This window comes from Pandoraea sp. (assembly GCF_004297875.1).
GTDB lineage: Bacteria > Pseudomonadota > Gammaproteobacteria > Burkholderiales > Burkholderiaceae > Pandoraea.
This window is the reverse complement of record NZ_SCSK01000060.1, coordinates 25,170-42,413: the sequence shown is the minus strand read 5'-3', so window position 1 is coordinate 42,413 and position 17,244 is coordinate 25,170. Positions and strand designations below refer to the sequence as shown.

Genomic DNA, 17,244 nt, shown 5'->3' with positions numbered 1-17,244 from the left:
CTGCAAAATAAAATTCTATGGAATATTTATCCAATGACTTCATCGCCCAAACGGCTCGATCGAATCGATATCGGCATTCTCAGCGAACTCCAGCAAAACGCACGCATCACCAATGCCGAACTGGCGCGCGCGGTCAATCTCTCGCCGACACCATGCTTCAATCGCGTACGCGCGCTGGAGAACCTCGGCCTGATCAAGCAACAGGTAACCTTGCTCAATCCCGAGCCGCTGGGCTTGAGAATCAACGTTTTTATCCAGGTGAGCCTCGAGAAGCAGGTCGAAGACGCGCTGCAACGCTTCGAGCAGGCCATCGCACAAAGGCCGGAGGTGATGGAGTGCTACCTGATGTCGGGCGATGCGGACTATCTGCTGCGCGTGGTCATGCCCGATATCAAGGCGCTCGAGCGCTTCATCCTGGAGCGTCTGACGACCATCCCGGGCGTCTCGAATATCCGCTCCAGCTTCGCTCTCAAGCAGGTGCGCTACAAGACTGCGCTGCCGTTGCCGTCGTCGGGGCTGACGATCGACTCAGGTGACGACTCGACGGACTGGCGCTGAGCCTTCCAGTCCGGCAACATGCGAGGCCGTGACGCACGATCATCGGCCACCGGTGTACTAGACTGAATGAATAAGTCAGAGATGCTGGAGGCCAGCGATGATCGAAATCTCAGAAACGGTCGGCACGCGCGATTTTTCAGCGCAGCTCGAGCGCACCGGCATCGTTATATTCAAGGAACACGGGCGGGAGCGCAGCCGGTTGACGTTGAATGATGCGCTTGCCGCGTTGGCCGAGGAGCGTGACGACGACGAGGACATCCGCGGGGCGACCGTCGAAGACATGCTGCGAGCGCTCATTCACGATTGCGCCCGTGCGGTCTGAAGCGAGCCGCCCGGTCTCAGTGAAACCCTCGCCGCGCTAATATCCCCGCGCTGTCCCAGAGGTCGCCGGTTTCGGTACCGGCCAGGACGGTTTTTACATACGCTTCAATCGCCGGATCCTGAATGAAGTCCGCCGCCGAGCGAGCGCCCAGGATCGCACCGGGTAACTGCGGCCGGGCGATGCAGAAGCCCTGGATATAATCGATTCCGACTTCGGCCATGGCCTTGACAGTATCGAGGTTATCGACCCATTCCGCGACACTGGTCATGCCCAGGTTGTGCGATAGCCCGGCAATCGCTTCGATGATCGACAGATTCGCCGGATGGGCGATCGCCTGCGTGACCAGCGAGCCATCGATTTTCAGCAAATCGGCCGACAGACTGCTCAGGTAGGCAAACGACGTATAGCCGACGCCAAAATCGTCCAGTGCGATCTTCGCGCCGAGGTCCCGGGCACGCTCGATAAAGCGCAGGGTGTTCTTGATATCGCGCACCGCCACGCTTTCGGTGATCTCCAGGCAAAGCCGGTGCACCGCACGCGGATATTGCGCCATGATCGAGAACGCGTCCTCGATAAAGCGCTCGTTGTTTAGCGAGCCGCCGCTCAGATTCACCGAAACGAACTGAGTTCGGTCAAGCGCGTCGGCATGCTTTTCGATCCATTCGAGCACATGCACCAGGACCCACCGGTCAATGATGGCGATACGGCCATTTTTCTCGGCAGTGGAAATCACCTTCCAGGCCGGCTCGACCGTATTGTTCTCGCCATGCATTCTGAGCAGCACCTCGAAATTCAGGGAGGCGAACGGCGCGCGCAGCGACATCAACGGCTGCATCACCAGGAACAGCCGGTCGGGCGCCGAGTCCAGGCCAAAGCTCTTGAGGATCCGCATTTCCTCCTCGAGCTGGTGGAAGACCGGCGAATCCTTCTCGCATATCGCCAGATCGGCGCTGCCCTGCTTCGCTTCCTGGCAAGCCCGGTCCGCGCTGGAGATCGTCTCGGCAACCCCCATTCGATCGGTGACTTCGACCAGCCCGACACAGCAGCCGACCCGGAACGCCTTGTCCGCGATGATGAACGGCATGGTCTGGATCGCGTCGATCATCTGCTGGCACGATGCCGCCACCGCGTCGACCGGCTTATCCATGAAAATCAGCACGAATTCGTCGCCGCCGATCCGACCGAGCACATCGTTGTCGTCGAGATGGGGCTGAACCCTGAGGCATATCTGGCGCAGTACCTCATCGCCGGTGCCGTGACCATAAAGATCGTTGATGAGCTTGAAGCGATCAAGGTCGAGATAGCCAACTGACAGGCTGCGCCCTTTCGCGACCTGGGCCACCCCGAAATCGAGCCGCTTTTCGATGCCGCGCCGGTTCAGCACGCCGGTGAGCGGATCGTGGTCGGCCAGAAAACTCAACCGTTCAGTGGCATGGACGCGCTCGGTAATGTCCTGCAACGAACCCTCGATATGCGCGCCCGCCAGCTTGGCTCGCACCATGAACCACATGTCGGCATGCCGCGCGTCGACGCTTTCGATCTCCATTTCAGCGGTCGCGCCGGCGGCAACGCGCTGGCTCAGCGCAGTCCAGGAGGCCGGCCCGAAATAGTCGGCCCAGGTATGCCGCGCCCATGACACTTCACGCCCCAGCATGGCCTTGAGCGTCGGGTTGCCGCGCAGCAGCACGCCGTTGGCGTCCAGCGTGAACAGTCCGATCGGCAGCTCGTTATAGGTCTTGCTGAGTTCGGCCTGCGCGCGCCGGCGCTCGAGCCGCTCGTCGCGCATCTGCTGCGAAATCGCCAAGGCTGCCATCAGGCTCGAGAAAAGCGCTGCCGTAACGCTGTTCACGTATACCAGCAAGCCCTTGAATCCAAGCCAGGCCGCCACGACCTCGCTGAATCCGGAGAACATCGCAATAATGAGCGAGACGCTGAACCAGACCGCCACCTTGGAGCGTGTCACGAACAAAATGCGGCACAGGTAGAAGACAATAATGCTGCCGGCAATACCGGTCATCGCCCACATGCCCGGCAGGTACCAGCCATACGGCAATGCGACCATCGCCAGCATCGGCAGGCAGGTCCATTGGTTCCAGCGCAGCAGCCAACGATGGCCGACCCGCTTGAGGTCGTCGCTGAACAGCCAGCCGAACAAAGTCACCGTCAACATGTAGTAGGCGGAGATATTGAGCTTTCTGGCGAACAGCAACCAGTGCACCGGGATTTCCTGACCCAGCCATTGGGCGTCCCATCCGGTCGAAAGCGCCGCCAACCGGAGGTTGGCAACCAGCCAGGCCGAGAAGACGATGTAAATCCACTCGCGATTGATCAACGCCGTGAGCAGAACGAACAGCGCCAGGATGCCCAGCCCGCCGTCGAGCAAACCTGAATCGCGATCGAATGCCTGGGTTGCCGAATCGAATGACTCGCTATTCCAATACCTCACCGTCAAGCGCGCCGGGCCGGCGAAGTCCCCGCGGCACAATAGGCGCTGGCCGTCGAGATGAGCGCCGGTCAGTGCGAAACCGGCTCTGGCAAGCATGAACGCACCACTTGCCCCGCCTCTGTCGGCACGCCCAAGCAACTGCATCGTATTGGCGTCCCAACAGGCGATATCGACGGCATGGCGGGAAGGAAATTCGACCACCGAGCGAGCGCCGAAGCGCACGGGCACCGCGACGGTGAACCAGACCGGCGCCGTGGATAGATGAGTACGGTGGAAGGGTTTGGCCGGCGCGGCGTCCAGTTGCGTCAACAACGCAGGCGTCGGCTCCGATGTGCTTGAATCAGCAACGAGCGCATGAACGTCGAGGGGAGTACCCTCGAGCAGCGGATATTGCGAGTGCCAAAGGAATAGCGCGACAACTGTGATCGCAGCAATCCCGATCGGCGCAAGGTACACCGACAATGCGTAAAGCAACGATTCGATGAATCGATCCGAAGCTCGCTTACCCGTTGCCCCCGTGTCCGCGGACATCCATATCCTCTAATCAAAAATGTTGGCCACAGTCCCCGCGAGGGGCACTGCGGCCTTCATCGAACAAACGCGGACTATTCTTGTCGGTACTGCATCACCCATCACGCCTCCAGCGAGAACTCCACACGAGGCATGGCCCGATGGCGTGTCTCGAAATCCTGCAGAAACTCGGGCAGATGATTTTGGTGCCCGACATCGATATCCGGATGGTGCGTCCGGAAGTATAGATCATACAAAGGGTGCTCGACTTCCGCCCAGCGTTCTTTTGCCGTGTCGATCTCATGGCAAAAGACGCGATGTGGAATATTACCAACGTGCTTCATGGGAATGAAGCCCTGCTGCGGAAACACGTCCTGGAACAGCAGCGCCTCGTATTGGCGGTCGAGCGGCGAGCGGGCCGTGATCACCATCCAGTCGATGCCGGTATCCAGGCAATGCATATAGAAGGCCTTGAACAGCAGGGTTTTCACCAGCCGGCCGACGCGATCGGGCGAGACGCCAAGGCGGGTCGCCTCGGCCAGCACGCAGCCCTTGAAGCGCTCCGGCAACTGCACTGACTGCTCCAGACCCAGTGGGCGGAAGCGATTGGTCTGGATCCGCATGCTCCCCAGCGGAGCCCCGTCGAGCCTGGATTCCGCGAGCAGAATCATTGCGCCGTCTTCAAAATCATAGGCTTCGGGCTCTTTCAGACCAGCGGCGAGATCCGGCACATGCCGGGCGTAGGCCGCATGGCGGATCGCCACGGCCTTGTCGATATCCTGCTCGCTGCGGGCAATCCGCACCGTAAACGGCAACCGCTCAACCTTGGTCTGGCTAGCCGGTGCCAGCATGGCGGCGAGGTGATGGTTAGTATTGTTGATGTTGTTGGCATGGGAAATGATTTGATCGCGCATGGTATGGCTCCATAGGGTGTGGTAGACGACTGAAATGCGTCATGTGTATTTTTTTGATACACCGCTAAAGAATGCCACGAGTTTGCCGTTAACCGTACAGTGGTATTACCAGCAAGCCTTCGGGGGAAGCAGCGCCGCATAAATAAAATAGGGCCAGATAAAACGCGCAAGGCATCACCGCTGCGCGATGCGCCATACCCCGTGCTCCGGGCCACCACCATGGGCGCGGCGCATGCCTGCCGTTTTCTTGATCCAAGCCACGCGAAGCGAGGTTTTTTGGTGCAAACTTGGCACGTCGCCTGCCAAGCCCCCTGATCATTTTTCACTATGCCGATCGACTATTTTCGCGGTTTCACCCATCCAGCCCGCACCGACCAGGCCAACCGCCGCCTGGGCTATTCACTCGCATTCGTCGCCGGCGCAGCCAATGCCGGCGGCTTTCTGGCCGTCGGTCAATACACTTCGCATATGTCGGGCATCGTTTCGTCGCTGGCCGACAATCTGACGCTGGGCGAGATCGGCTTGGTGTTCACAGGACTGGGCTCGCTGCTTGCCTTCATCATCGGTGCGGCAACTTCGGCGATCCTGATCAATTGGGGAAGACGGCGCCGCACCCATAGCGAATATGCGCTGCCGCTGACGCTCGAGGCGGCGCTGCTGTTGTGCTTCGGCCTGCTTGGGGCCAATCTGGCGAGACATCACCTGCTGTTCATGCCGATAACGGTGCTCCTGCTGTGCTACGTGATGGGCCTGCAAAATGCCATCATCACCAAGATCTCGAAAGCCGAGATCCGCACCACGCATGTCACGGGAATCGTCACTGATATCGGTATCGAATTGGGTAAGCTGCTGTATTGGAACATCCACGACCGCGATGCAGGCACCCCCAAGGTCTGGGCCAACCGGTCCAAGCTCGCGCTACTGGCCGGCTTGCTCGGCATGTTCATGATCGGCGGCCTGTCCGGCGCGCTTGGCTTCAAGCACTTGGGGTTCGTGGTGACGGTACCGTTGGCGACGATTCTGCTGGCGCTGGCCGCGGTCCCTCTGCTGGATGATTTGGCCGGCCGACTGCGTCACTGAACCGCCGGCCCGGATGCCGGACGGACGCCAGAGCGCGGCAGCCGAGCGCCGAAAAAAAACGCCACCGCGCGACATGCGGTGGCGTTTTGATTTGAGCGGCTTGCCGGTTACTTGCAGGCCTTGCCGTGATCGGGACGGAAACCCTTGGCCTTGGCCTCGGCTTCGCTCATATAAGCGCCGTTTTTGGTCTTGCCGTAGAAGCGATCGCCCTGGCAATGATAGACCTTCGACGTGTTGTTCACCCACACCTGACCGGCACCGCCGCCCATCGCCGGCGCTTTCGCTGCGGCAGGCGCCGCAGTGCCCGGAGCTACACCAGCGGCCGCGCTCGGGGCTGCCTTTGGTTCCTCTTTCATCTTGGCCGTGGCCGCCTTATCGACGCCGCCATGGCCACGGCATGCGCCTCTCATTGATTTGCCGGAGTAGGACGTGCCGTCCTTGCAAACCGCGCTGACCGACGCGGCCGCTGGCGTGGCTTCCGTTTTCGCGAAAGCGCTCGACATCACCAAAACGGTACCTGCAGCCATCGTCAAAAGCAGTTTCTTCATGACATTCCCCAAGAGGCGCACGGAAGTACGTGCGTCTTTCGTTAACGCGGCCATCCCAAAATCGATGACGCGAGCGGCGGCCTTTAACATTTTTTTACAAAATCATCCTCGCAGACGCCTGTGCTGTCGACTTGGCGCCACGCCCCGACGCTCGGCAAGTGCAGACGACGCGCTTCTGATCTATATTGAAAACGCCTGCGGGGGGCGTCAAATCAACCGATCGACCGTCAGGAGGTCTCGACATGCGTTCATTTTTTAGCGTATTCAACTCGCCTGCGCCAGAAAAACTGGCGGAAAAAGAACTGCAGGAAATGCGGCTGACGTTATTCCAGGCCGAGCGGCGCCTGCTGGAGGCGCAACTGCAAGTCGATTACTACCGGAATCTCATCGGGTTCCTTGAAGAAGTCTCGACGGTCGGCGTGGAAAGCGTTGCCGACAAACAGAAATCGGCGCCTCAGGCGCCACGGATGGCGCCGGTCGCGCCCAATTTCGTCACAGTATCGTCGGCAGCTTGAACGCCGCCTGCAGCACCGGGCCGCGCAGGCGACCCGGCGCGCTCGCGCATTACAGGAAGCGATCGAGAATCTTGCGGCTGGCGCCGTCCAGCGCATGCTGGTCGCGAATCAGGAAATGGATGCCGTGGCTGTCGGTAATCAACAGCATCGGCGAGGCCAGCCGACGGATGTCGTCCTCGCCCTTGAGCACAAAGGTGGTGGGCCCGCGATCGGTCTCCACGCTCCAGGTGCTCGGCGTGTAGAAGCTGGAGACTTGCCGGATACGCCGGATCTCCGGCATGAAATCGCGATTAGCCAATTCTTCCTCGATCATGGCCCGGATTTGCGGCGACACGTCCGCTAACTGCGCGATCCACGCCAGCTCATGACCATCGGCATCGACCAGCGCGATACCCTGCTCTGGAGAGGAAATCGGGAAAGCACGCACCGGCACGACGCCCTCGTGCGTGGTGCCGTCCTGCGCGTGCAGCACCAGTCGGCCGAACGCGTTGCGCGTCAATGTGAAACCATGTATCGACATCGGGTGTGCTCTCTTCTTTCAGGCCGCGCTCTGCACAACCTCTTCCTCTGTCCAGGCGGCCTCGTCGGCCGACGTCTCGGAGTCCTCGGTATCGACCTGCCGGGCCTGAGCCTGATACAGGCGGTAGTAAGCGCCATTGCGATCGATCAGTTCTTCGTGCTGCCCCACTTCAACGACTTCGCCGCGATCGAGCACGACCAGCCGGTCAGCCCGCCGCAAGGTGCTCAGGCGGTGCGCGATCGCGATAGTGGTACGGCCCCGCACGAGGTTATCGAGCGCCTTCTGAATCTCTTTCTCCGTGGCGGTGTCTACCGATGAGGTCGCCTCGTCCAGAATCAGGATGCGCGGATTGATCAGCAATGCCCGCGCAATCGAGATGCGCTGGCGCTCCCCGCCCGAGAGCGCCTGGCCGCGCTCGCCGACCAGCGAATCGTAACCGTGCGGCAGACGCAAAATGAATTCGTGCGCGTGTGCCGCGCGAGCGGCGGCGATGATCTCGTCTCGGCTCGCGTCCGGCTTGCCATAGGCGATGTTTTCGGCAATCGTGCCGAAAAACAGGAATGGCTCCTGAAGCACCAGACCGATGTTGCGTCGGTATTCGCTCACCGGCAAGGCCCGGATGTCGGCGCCGTCGATCCGGATCGAACCCTCCGAGACGTCATAGAAGCGGCAAATCAAATTCACCAGCGTGCTTTTGCCCGAGCCGCTGTGGCCGACCAGACCGATCATCTCGCCAGGAGAGATGCTCAGATTGACCCCGCGCAGCACTGCCCGGTTGCCATAGCGAAAGCCGACGTTGCGAATGTCGATTTGCCCCTTGACGTGCGGCAAGTGCACCGGATTGGCCGGTTCGGGCACGCTAGAGACATGGTCGAGAATGTCGAAGATGCGCTTGGCGCCGGCGGCCGCCTTCTGCGTGAACGAGACAATGCGGCTCATCGAGTCGAGTCGCGTGTAGAAACGCGTGATGTAGGCAAGGAATGCAACCAGCACGCCGACCGTGATCTGATGCTTCGATACCTGCCAGATCCCGAATACCCACACGATCAACAAGCCTATTTCCGTCAGCAGCGTGACAGTGGGCGAGAACAGCGACCAAACCGTGTTGACGCGGTCGTTGATCGCCAGATTGCGATTATTGGCTTCGCGAAATCGCGTGACTTCGCGCTTTTCCTGCGCAAATGCCTTGACAACCCGAATGCCTGGAATCGTGTCGGTCAGCACGTTGGTGATTTCCGACCAGACCCGGTCGACCTTCTCGAAGCCATGGCGAAGCCGGTCGCGCACGATGTGGATCATCCAGGCGATGAAGGGCAACGGCACCAGCGTGACCAGCGCCAGCCAGGGATTGATCGAGCAAAGGATGAACGCGGTCATGACGATCATCAGGACATCGGTGGCGAAATCCAGCAGGTGCAGCGACAAAAACACGCAAATCCGGTCGCTTTCACTGCCGATCCGGGCAATCAGGTCGCCGGTACGCTTGCCACCGAAATATTCGAGCGACAAATGCTGCAGGTGCTCATAGGTGGAAGTGCGCAAATCGGCGCCGATGCGCTCGCTGACCCACGCCAGGATATAAGTGCGCCCCCAACCCAATACCCAGGCCGCCAACGCGGAGAGCAGCAAGCCGCCGAGGTACATCCGCACCAGTCCGTAGTCGATTGCCTTGCCATCCTGGAACGGTATCAGGACCTCATCCATCAGCGGCATCGTCAGGTACGGCGGCACGAGCGTTGCGGCGGTCGCCGCCAGCGTCAGCAAAAAGCCGGCCAGCAACGGCAGGTTATAGGGCTTGGCAAAGCGCCACAGCCGCAACAACGCCCATGTCGAAGGCGGCGACAGCGCTTCGGCGTCGCATGTCGGGCAAATTTCCTGCTTCGCGTCGAGCTCCATCTGGCACTTGGGGCAGGTCGCGGGCGCCGGCGCCGGCGCAGGACGCCCGGCCACCGCACTGTCGCGCTGTCGTTCGAAATGATCGATCAGGCGGAGCGCCGCGTTATTGCGCCCGAGCGTGTAATGCCAGCAACCCAGGCGCGCCTCGGCGTCGCACAGCTCCAGGCTGCCGACCCCTGCGTGATCGCGGTGTCGCAGGATCAGATCCTCGCGATAGCGCCACGCCTGCCATTGCGGCTCCTCCTGCCCTTTGGCCAACAGCCGCACCTCGGTGACGATCAGCAGGCCGCGCGTGAAGTGCAGGCGCCGATCGACGTCCAGTTCAAGCCAGGCAAGGATTTTTTCGCCATCGGCCAATTGCGCGGCGACCTCGTGGCGCCAGGCCTCGGGGATGCCGCCGGCGTCAACAGCCAAAACGCGGGGATTGGGGGATTCGGTCTTCATCGGTACGACACAGTGTCCCTGAAAATGGACATCTCATGAATTTTCTTTGCAAAACAACGCCGTGCCGCAGGGCTACCCCCACCACCATCGGCGCCCAATAGTATAACGAAGCGGACCCCCGCGGCTGCCCGGTCGAGGACAGATATTTTTTACATTTTTGTGTAAACCATTCCCCGACGAGGACGTTAACCCAGCATTACGCCAATTTTCGACCGATTCCCGGTCACCCCCAGGCTTAACGAGCTCACTACGCCCCACATGCCCAAAAAAGACATTGATATTCTGGATGTCAAATCGCTGCGCGGACCGAACATCTGGACCTACCGCCCCGTCCTCGAGGCTTGGGTGGATATTGGCGAATTGGAGGATTTTCCGTCCAATACCATTCCGGGCTTCTATGAACGCCTGTCGACGTGGCTTCCGACCCTGATCGAGCATCGCTGCAGCATCGGCGAACGTGGCGGATTTCTGCAACGGCTGCGCGAAGGCACCTGGCCAGGTCATATTCTGGAGCACGTCACGCTCGAGCTGCAAAACCTGGCCGGCATGCCCGGCGGATTCGGCAAGGCGCGGGAAACCTCGACGCGCGGCGTCTACAAAGTGATCGTGCGCGCCTGGCACGAGGAGGTCACGCGTGCCGCGCTATACGCGGCGCGCGATCTGGTGATGGCCGCCATCGAGGACCGCAGCTACGATGTCGACGCCGCCGTGACGCGCCTGCGCGACATGACCGACTCGCTGTGTCTGGGCCCGAGCACCGCCTGCATCGTCGACGCCGCGGACGACCGCGACATTCCCGCGATTCGCCTGAACGAGGGCAACCTGGTTCAATTGGGCTATGGCGCCCGCCAGCGCCGCATCTGGACTGCCGAAACCGATCGGACCAGCGCAATTGCCGAGAGCATCTCGCGCGACAAGGATTTGACCAAGCGCCTGCTCAGCGCATGCGGCGTGCCGGTGCCCGAGGGCCGCTTGGTGGAAAGCGCCGAAGACGCCTGGGACGCGGCCGAGGATATCGGCGTGCCGGTGGTGGTCAAGCCGTGCGATGCGAATCACGGACGCGGAGTATTTACCAACCTGCGCACGCGTGCCGAGATCGAGGCGGCTTTCGCGGTGGCCGAAGAGGAAGGCAGCGGCGTACTGGTCGAGCGCTTCGTGCCGGGCAATGAGCATCGCTTGCTGGTGGTCGGCCGGCGGGTCGTGGCCGCCGCGCGCGGCGAGCCGGTATCGGTCATTGGCGACGGACGCTCGACCATCCGCGAATTGATCGAGCAGCAAATCAACACCGACCCGCGCCGCGGCAGCCTGGAAGATTCGCCGCTCAATCCGGTGCGGCTCGACTCCGCGGCACGGCTGGAGATTGCACGGCAGGGGTTCGAGGGAGACTCGGTCCCGCCGGCCGGCCAGTCAGTGCTGATCCAGCGCAACGGTAACGTCGCGATCGATGTGACCGAACAAGTGCACCCGAGCGTCGCCGCGCACGTGGCGCTGGCCGCGCGCGTGGTTGGCCTGGACATTGCCGGGGTCGACCTGGTAGCCGAAGATATTTCGCAGCCGCTCGAAGGCCAGCGCGGCGCGATCGTCGAAGTCAACGCCGGTCCGGGCCTCCTGATGCACTTGAAGCCCGCCGAGGGCAAGCCCCGTCCGGTGGGGCAAGCCATTATTCAGCACCTGTTCCCGCCCGGTGACAGCGGCCGCATTCCAGTGGTCGGCATCACCGGCACGCGCGGCAAGACCCTGGTAGCGCGCCTGGTGGCACGGCTGCTGCAACTCAACGGCCAGCGCGTCGGCCTGGCCTGCAGCGACGGACTCTTTCTGGGACGCCGGCAAATCCAGCAGGGTAACGCCGCCCATTGGCAAGGCGCGCGCAAAGTGCTGCTCAATCGCGCCGTCGAAGCGGCGGTTTGCGAGAACGGCAGCCGCTCGATTCTGGGCGAGGGTCTGGCCTACGACCGCTGCCAGGTCGGCGTAATCACCAATCTCGACCCCGATGCGCCATTGCCGGAATACTCGATTCACGAACCCGAGCAGATGGCCAACGTCCTGCGCACACAGGTCGACGTGGTGTTGCCCGACGGCGTGGCAGTGCTCAACGCTGATGACGCGCGCGTTGCCGAGATGGCATCGTTGTGCGACGGCGAGGTCATTTTCTTCAGCCTCGTACCCGCCTCGCCGACGCTGGCGGCGCATCGCGCAATCGGCGGGAGATGCGTGTTTGCCCGCGACGGCTATCTGATCATGGCGCGCGGCCAGGACGAAATGCCGTTGGTCGAACTGGCATCCGTGCCGGTCGCGCGGCCGGGCCAGCCTCGCCTGCAGGTCGAGAATGTGCTGGCTGCGGTCGGCGCGGCCTGGGCGCTGGACGTCCCGGCGGGACTGCTGCGCACCGGCATCGAAACGTTCGCGCTGAATCATGCCGCGCCGGCCAGCGGCCTCAACAATCACAGTACGGGCGCGCGCAGCGCCGCCACTGCCGCATAAGACAGGAAAGCACAGCCATCATGGAAGTATCGCGAATCAGGGCGTTGCGAGGTCCCAACCTATGGAGCCGGCGCACCGCCATCGAGGCCATCGTCAAGTGCACCGAGGCCGAATGTTCGATCGACAATCTGCCCGGGTTCGAAGCCCGGCTGCGTTCCCGCTTTCCGGAGATCGGCATGCTGCAACCGGAAGGCATTCAGCAGCCTCTCTCGTTGGCTCATGCGCTCGAAGCCGCTGCGCTCGGGCTGCAGGCACAGGCCGGGTGCCCTGTGACCTTCAGCCGCACAGCCACCACGGTCGAGCCGCACGTCTACCAGGTCGTGGTCGAATATACCGAAGAAGCCGTCGGCCGCTTCGCCTTTGAATTGGCCGAGGTACTCTGCCGCGCAGCCAAGCGAGATACCTCGTTCGACCTGGCCGATGCGCTGGCGCGCCTGCGTGAGCTCGATGAGGACGTGCGCCTGGGGCCGAGCACCGGCGCAATCGTGAGCGCGGCAGTCGCGCGCGGCATTCCATATCATCGCCTGACCGAAGGCAGCATGGTGCAGTTCGGCTGGGGCAGCCGGGCGCGGCGAATTCAAGCCGCCGAGTCGAGCGCGACCAGCGCGATCGCCGAGTCGATCGCGCAGGACAAGGAGCTGACCAAACACCTGCTCGCGGTGGCTGGCGTGCCCGTGCCACAAGGGCGCACCGTAACCGATGCCGAAGACGCCTGGGCGGCGGCATGCGAGATCGGCGGGCAAGTGGTCGTCAAGCCTCGCGACGGCAACCAGGGCAAAGGTGTCGCGGTCAACATCGAATCCCGCGAGCAGATCATGACTGCCTATGAAGCCGCAGCGCAAATCAGCTCGGAAGTGATCGTCGAGCGGCACATCGCGGGGCACGATTTCCGTCTGCTGGTGGTGGACAACAAACTCGTTGCCGCGGCGCGGCGCGATCCGCCGCAAGTGATCGGCGACGGCGTCCAGACAATTCGTGAGCTGGTCGAGCAAATCAACTGCGATCCGCTGCGCGGCGAGGGTCACGCAACCTCGTTGACCAAGATCCGGCTGGACGACATTGCCCTGGCGACCCTCGCCAAGCAAGCCTACACGGCCGACTCGGTGCCCCCGAAGGGCAAGCGCGTGGTGTTGCGCAACAATGCCAATCTGAGCACCGGCGGCACCGCCACCGACGTCACCGACGATGTGCATCCGGAAGTGGCCGAGCGCGCCATCGCCGCCGCGCAGATGGTCGGCCTGGACATCTGCGGCGTGGACATGGTGTGCGAGACCGTGCACAAGCCGCTCGAGGAGCAAGGCGGCGGTATCGTCGAAGTCAATGCCGCGCCGGGTCTGCGCATGCACCTGAGTCCATCGTTCGGCAAAAGCCGGGCGGTGGGCGAGGCGATCATCTCGGCCATGTTCGAGAGTGGCGACGACGGGCGCATCCCGGTGGTCGCGGTGGCCGGCACCAACGGCAAGACCACCACGGTGCGGCTCACGGCGCATTTGCTGGCCGCCAGCGGGCGGCGCGTGGGCATGACCAATTCGGACGGTGTCTATATCGAGCGGCAGCGCATCGACACCGGCGACTGCAGCGGCCCGAAAAGCGCACGCAATGTGCTGATGCACCCCGATGTCGACGCGGCGGTGCTGGAGACTGCGCGCGGCGGGATTTTGCGCGAGGGGCTCGGGTTCGACCGCTGTGACGTTGCAATCGTCACCAATATCGGCATGGGCGACCACCTCGGCCTGAACTTCATCAGCACAGTGGAAGATCTCGCCGTGGTCAAGCGCGTCATCGTGCAGAATGTGGCCCCGCACGGCACCGCAGTGCTGAATGCCGCTGATCCGATGGTGGCCAATATGGCGGATTCATGCCCGGGGTCGGTGATTTACTTCGCGCGCGAACGCAATCATCCGGTGATGGCCACCCACCGCGCTCAGGGCAAGCGCGTGGTGTACACGGAAAATGGTCATATCGTCGCCGCCGAAGGGCACCTCGAATACCGTGTTGCGCTGGCCACCATTCCGCTCACCGCCAACGGGCTGATCACCTTCCAGGTGGAAAACGCCATGGCGGCCACAGCCGCGGCCTGGGCGCTGGGACTCGACTGGGATACCATCCGCGCCGGGCTGGCGACTTTCGTCAATGACGCGGGTACCGCGCCGGGTCGGTTCAATATGTTCGATTACCGCGGCGCGACCCTGATCGCTGACTACGGCCATAACCCCGATGCGATTCTGGCGCTGGTCGATGCCATCGACGCCTTGCCGGCCAGGCGCCGCGTGACGGTGATCAGCGGCGCCGGTGACCGGCGCGACGTCGATATCCGCCGTCAGACGGAGATTCTGGGCGATGCCTTCGACGAAGTGATTTTGTATGAAGATCAGTGCCAGCGCGGTCGTGCCGACGGAGAGGTGCTGGCGCTGTTGCGCGAGGGCCTGAAACATGCCAAGCGCACCGCCGTGACGGAGGAAGTGCACGGCGAATTCCTTGCCATCGACAGGGCGCTCGCACGCCTGGCCCCAGGCGATCTGTGCCTGATCCTGGTGGATCAGGTGGAAGAAGCGCTGACGCACATCGCGCAGCGGATCGCCGAAGCGGGTAACGTATCGTGAACGCAGGCGGGGTGGCCATTGCGGCCGCCCGCTAACGATGCACAGTCCGGTAATCGGCTCAAGCCGGCCAGCGATCGCCCACGGCGGCCGTTCTGCACCAGGTCATGAACGCCTCTGCCTGCGGCGTATTCGCCTCGGCCGACCAGGGTGCATAATCGGCGTCAACGAACGGCCGATACGGCCCGTGCTTGACCTCGAAAATCACGCCGCCATCGTCGAGCGAGACGACCGTGTGCAACGTGTCGGGCGGTGTCTCGACGACGGCCGCGCCGGCGCCGAGCGTGGTGCGGCCGGTCACCGCGCCCTGCTCGTCGAACTCAAGTACCGCAAAGCGGCCACGCAGCGGCAAGAGCAGTTCCCAGGTATGCCTGTGGCGGTGCGGCCGGATGTATGTACCCGGCTCCATTGCGATGGCCAAACGCTGGATCGGATCGCTCAACTCCGCATGCAGGTTGTGGTTCATGCGCAGGCGCGACGATCGCCGGGCTGCATCGGTCAGCACGTCGAGTTGGTCGAGAGGGAGTGTTTTCACGGAAGTTTTCCTGCGATGGAAGACTCGCGGCAAGGCGTCGGTCGCTCGCGCTTGCGCTGCCACTGAAGGCAAGCGCCCGCGACTCGGGCCAGTCGCCGTCGACGCCGTTCGGGAATTCGGGCCGCGGCAAACGAAGCCGATGAGCCCTGGGGGTTTCGTGGTCGGAGCGATAGGATTCGAACCTACGACCCTCTGATCCCAAATCAGATGCGCTACCAGGCTGCGCTACGCTCCGACGAAGGGGGCTATTCTATAAGCAAGCACATGCAGCGTCAATGAAACGTTTGTGTTGCCGGGACGTTCCGCGCCCGTTTCACCATAACGCCACGGAACCGCGTCAAGATAGCGCTATTTTCAGCAGTTATATCACTCATGAATTTGATTCTGTGGCGTCATGCCGACGCGCAATCGCTGCCCGACTCGCTGATCGGCCGGCCAAGCGCCGATCTGGCCCGCGAACTGACGCCGCGCGGCCAAAAGCAGGCCACCCGTGCGGCTGCCTGGCTGAGGCAACGCTTGCCGGAGGGCACCGTGGTGCTCTGCAGTCCAGCCCAGCGCGCAATTCAGACCGCACAGGCGCTGACCGATAATTACCGTGTCGTGCGGGCGATCGCTCCCGGCGCCAGCACGCTGGAGGTGCTGGCGGCCACCGGCTGGCCCGACGGCCCGGCCAGCGCGCTGGTGGTTGGTCACCAGCCGGCGCTTGGCCGCTTGGCAAGCCTGCTGCTGGCGGGCCAGGAAAGCGACTGGAGCATCAAGAAAGGCGGCATCTGGTGGCTGACCTCGCGGCCGCGCGAGGACGACGGCCAAATCGTGCTGCGCGCGGCCATTACGCCCGACTTGCTTTAGATGCCGGCAACCGGGCTCATGTCGGGCACGTAAAGAAAATCTATTTAGATATGCTCAATAATTGAAAAATTTTCCCTGATGTGCTGGAACGATTTTTCATGTCACTGAATTATCGCGGATTTGTCACGGAATAGACATTGCGATTTTTTACATTGTGCGTAATACAGCTGCCATACAGGAAATTGTATGCACGATTTGCCGCACCAGAACGTGATCATTGCCGCACCTGCGCCGACACTGAGAAAACCGGTATCGCCGCGTCACGACGACCCGACGCAACCTCACCTGATTGTCGCCTGGGCTCGCGACAGCGAGGAGATCCGCGAAGCGCAGCATCTCAGATATCGCGTTTTCGCCGACGAAATGGGCGCAACGCTCAAAGGTGCCACTGGTCTGGACATCGATGAATACGACGAGTACTGCGATCACCTGCTGGTGCGCGACAAGGCCTCGCTCAAGGTAGTGGGCACATACCGGGTGTTGCCGCCTCATCAGGCTGCGCGGCTCGGCAAGCTCTATGCGGAAGGGGAATTCGACCTCTCTCGCTTCAACCATCTGCGCCCCAAAATGCTTGAATTGGGTCGCTCCTGCGTGCACCCCGATTACCGCAGCGGCTCAGTGATCATGACGTTGTGGAGCGGGCTCGCAGGCTATATGAAAAAGCACGGCTATGAGACGATGCTGGGCTGCGCCAGCGTGCCGATGGCCGACGGCGGTCACTACGCCGCCAGCCTGTACACCGGGTTGCAGCAGCGCGCAATGTCATCGCCCGAGTATCGCGCCACGCCCCACATTCCACTGCCGATTGCCGATCTGCAGTCGAATCTGGAAGTTGAGCCGCCCGCCCTGATGAAAGGTTATCTACGTCTGGGCGCACGCATTTGCGGCGCGCCGGCGTGGGACCCTGATTTCAATACCGCGGATTTTCTGACGCTGTTCAGGCTGTCGGAGATCAATCCTCGTTATGCCCGCCATTTCCTCGGCCAGGCCGCCCTCGATGCCCTGGCCTTGTAAAGCGCGCCGAGG

The 17,244-nt window shown here is 62.2% G+C and carries 14 protein-coding genes and 1 tRNA gene; 8 read left to right on the top strand and 7 right to left on the bottom strand.

What is annotated here, in order from left to right; translation table 11 throughout:
- Positions 1–33 precede the first annotated feature (33 nt).
- Together EPN80_RS17270 and EPN80_RS17265 are read left to right on the top strand one after the other, a co-directional pair.
- Positions 34–558: an Lrp/AsnC family transcriptional regulator gene (locus tag EPN80_RS17270; protein ID WP_293030102.1), complete on the top strand. Its 525-nt coding sequence runs from the start codon at positions 34–36 to the stop codon at positions 556–558.
- A gap of 97 nt (positions 559–655) precedes the next feature.
- Entirely contained in the window at positions 656–880 is a 225-nt protein-coding gene (locus EPN80_RS17265; RefSeq protein WP_293030100.1) for a hypothetical protein, read from the top strand.
- A gap of 16 nt (positions 881–896) precedes the next feature.
- On the opposite strand, the gene EPN80_RS17260 is transcribed toward EPN80_RS17265, so the two are convergent.
- Positions 897–3,857, bottom strand: a complete 2,961-nt coding sequence (locus EPN80_RS17260; RefSeq protein ID WP_293030097.1) for an EAL domain-containing protein — start codon at positions 3,855–3,857, stop codon at positions 897–899.
- A gap of 101 nt (positions 3,858–3,958) precedes the next feature.
- On the bottom strand, positions 3,959–4,750 hold the full coding sequence (locus EPN80_RS17255) for a hypothetical protein (protein ID WP_293030094.1): 792 nt from the start codon (positions 4,748–4,750) through the stop codon (positions 3,959–3,961).
- Between the two features lie 327 nt (positions 4,751–5,077).
- Between EPN80_RS17255 and EPN80_RS17250 the strand changes: the two genes are divergently transcribed.
- Positions 5,078–5,830, top strand: coding sequence for a YoaK family protein (locus EPN80_RS17250; RefSeq protein WP_293030092.1), 753 nt, complete (start codon positions 5,078–5,080; stop codon positions 5,828–5,830).
- A 107-nt stretch (positions 5,831–5,937) separates the two neighbouring features.
- Here the strand turns inward: EPN80_RS17250 and EPN80_RS17245 are convergent, their stop codons facing one another.
- On the bottom strand, positions 5,938–6,378 hold the full coding sequence (locus EPN80_RS17245; RefSeq protein WP_293030130.1) for a hypothetical protein: 441 nt from the start codon (positions 6,376–6,378) through the stop codon (positions 5,938–5,940).
- Positions 6,379–6,620: 242 nt separating this feature from the next.
- Between EPN80_RS17245 and EPN80_RS17240 the strand changes: the two genes are divergently transcribed.
- The gene (locus tag EPN80_RS17240; RefSeq protein ID WP_293030089.1) at positions 6,621–6,893 is read left to right on the top strand and encodes a hypothetical protein; all 273 of its coding nucleotides are present in this window, start codon (positions 6,621–6,623) and stop codon (positions 6,891–6,893) included.
- Between the two features lie 49 nt (positions 6,894–6,942).
- Here the strand turns inward: EPN80_RS17240 and EPN80_RS17235 are convergent, their stop codons facing one another.
- Both EPN80_RS17235 and EPN80_RS17230 read right to left on the bottom strand, forming a co-directional pair.
- Positions 6,943–7,413 carry a DUF1854 domain-containing protein gene (locus tag EPN80_RS17235; protein WP_293030087.1) on the bottom strand — a complete coding sequence of 157 codons (471 nt, stop codon included), beginning with the start codon at positions 7,411–7,413 and terminating at the stop codon, positions 6,943–6,945.
- An 18-nt stretch (positions 7,414–7,431) separates the two neighbouring features.
- On the bottom strand, positions 7,432–9,753 hold the full coding sequence (locus EPN80_RS17230) for an ABC transporter ATP-binding protein (protein WP_293030084.1): 2,322 nt from the start codon (positions 9,751–9,753) through the stop codon (positions 7,432–7,434).
- A 258-nt stretch (positions 9,754–10,011) separates the two neighbouring features.
- On the opposite strand from EPN80_RS17230, the gene cphA (EPN80_RS17225) reads away from it, so the two are divergent.
- Together cphA (EPN80_RS17225) and cphA (EPN80_RS17220) are read left to right on the top strand one after the other, a co-directional pair.
- Positions 10,012–12,234, top strand: a complete 2,223-nt coding sequence (cphA, locus tag EPN80_RS17225; protein WP_293030082.1) for a cyanophycin synthetase — start codon at positions 10,012–10,014, stop codon at positions 12,232–12,234.
- A gap of 20 nt (positions 12,235–12,254) precedes the next feature.
- Positions 12,255–14,837: a cyanophycin synthetase gene (gene cphA, locus EPN80_RS17220; protein WP_293030079.1), complete on the top strand. Its 2,583-nt coding sequence runs from the start codon at positions 12,255–12,257 to the stop codon at positions 14,835–14,837.
- Between the two features lie 58 nt (positions 14,838–14,895).
- Here the strand turns inward: cphA (EPN80_RS17220) and EPN80_RS17215 are convergent, their stop codons facing one another.
- Entirely contained in the window at positions 14,896–15,369 is a 474-nt protein-coding gene (locus tag EPN80_RS17215; RefSeq protein ID WP_293030077.1) for a WbuC family cupin fold metalloprotein, read from the bottom strand.
- Between the two features lie 158 nt (positions 15,370–15,527).
- Positions 15,528–15,604 (bottom strand) — tRNA-Pro (locus EPN80_RS17210).
- 137 nt (positions 15,605–15,741) lie between these two features.
- Here EPN80_RS17210 and EPN80_RS17205 point away from each other — a divergent pair.
- Both EPN80_RS17205 and EPN80_RS17200 read left to right on the top strand, forming a co-directional pair.
- Positions 15,742–16,218: a histidine phosphatase family protein gene (locus EPN80_RS17205; protein WP_293030074.1), complete on the top strand. Its 477-nt coding sequence runs from the start codon at positions 15,742–15,744 to the stop codon at positions 16,216–16,218.
- A gap of 186 nt (positions 16,219–16,404) precedes the next feature.
- Positions 16,405–17,232, top strand: coding sequence for a GNAT family N-acyltransferase (locus EPN80_RS17200; protein ID WP_293030072.1), 828 nt, complete (start codon positions 16,405–16,407; stop codon positions 17,230–17,232).
- Positions 17,233–17,244 lie beyond the last annotated feature (12 nt).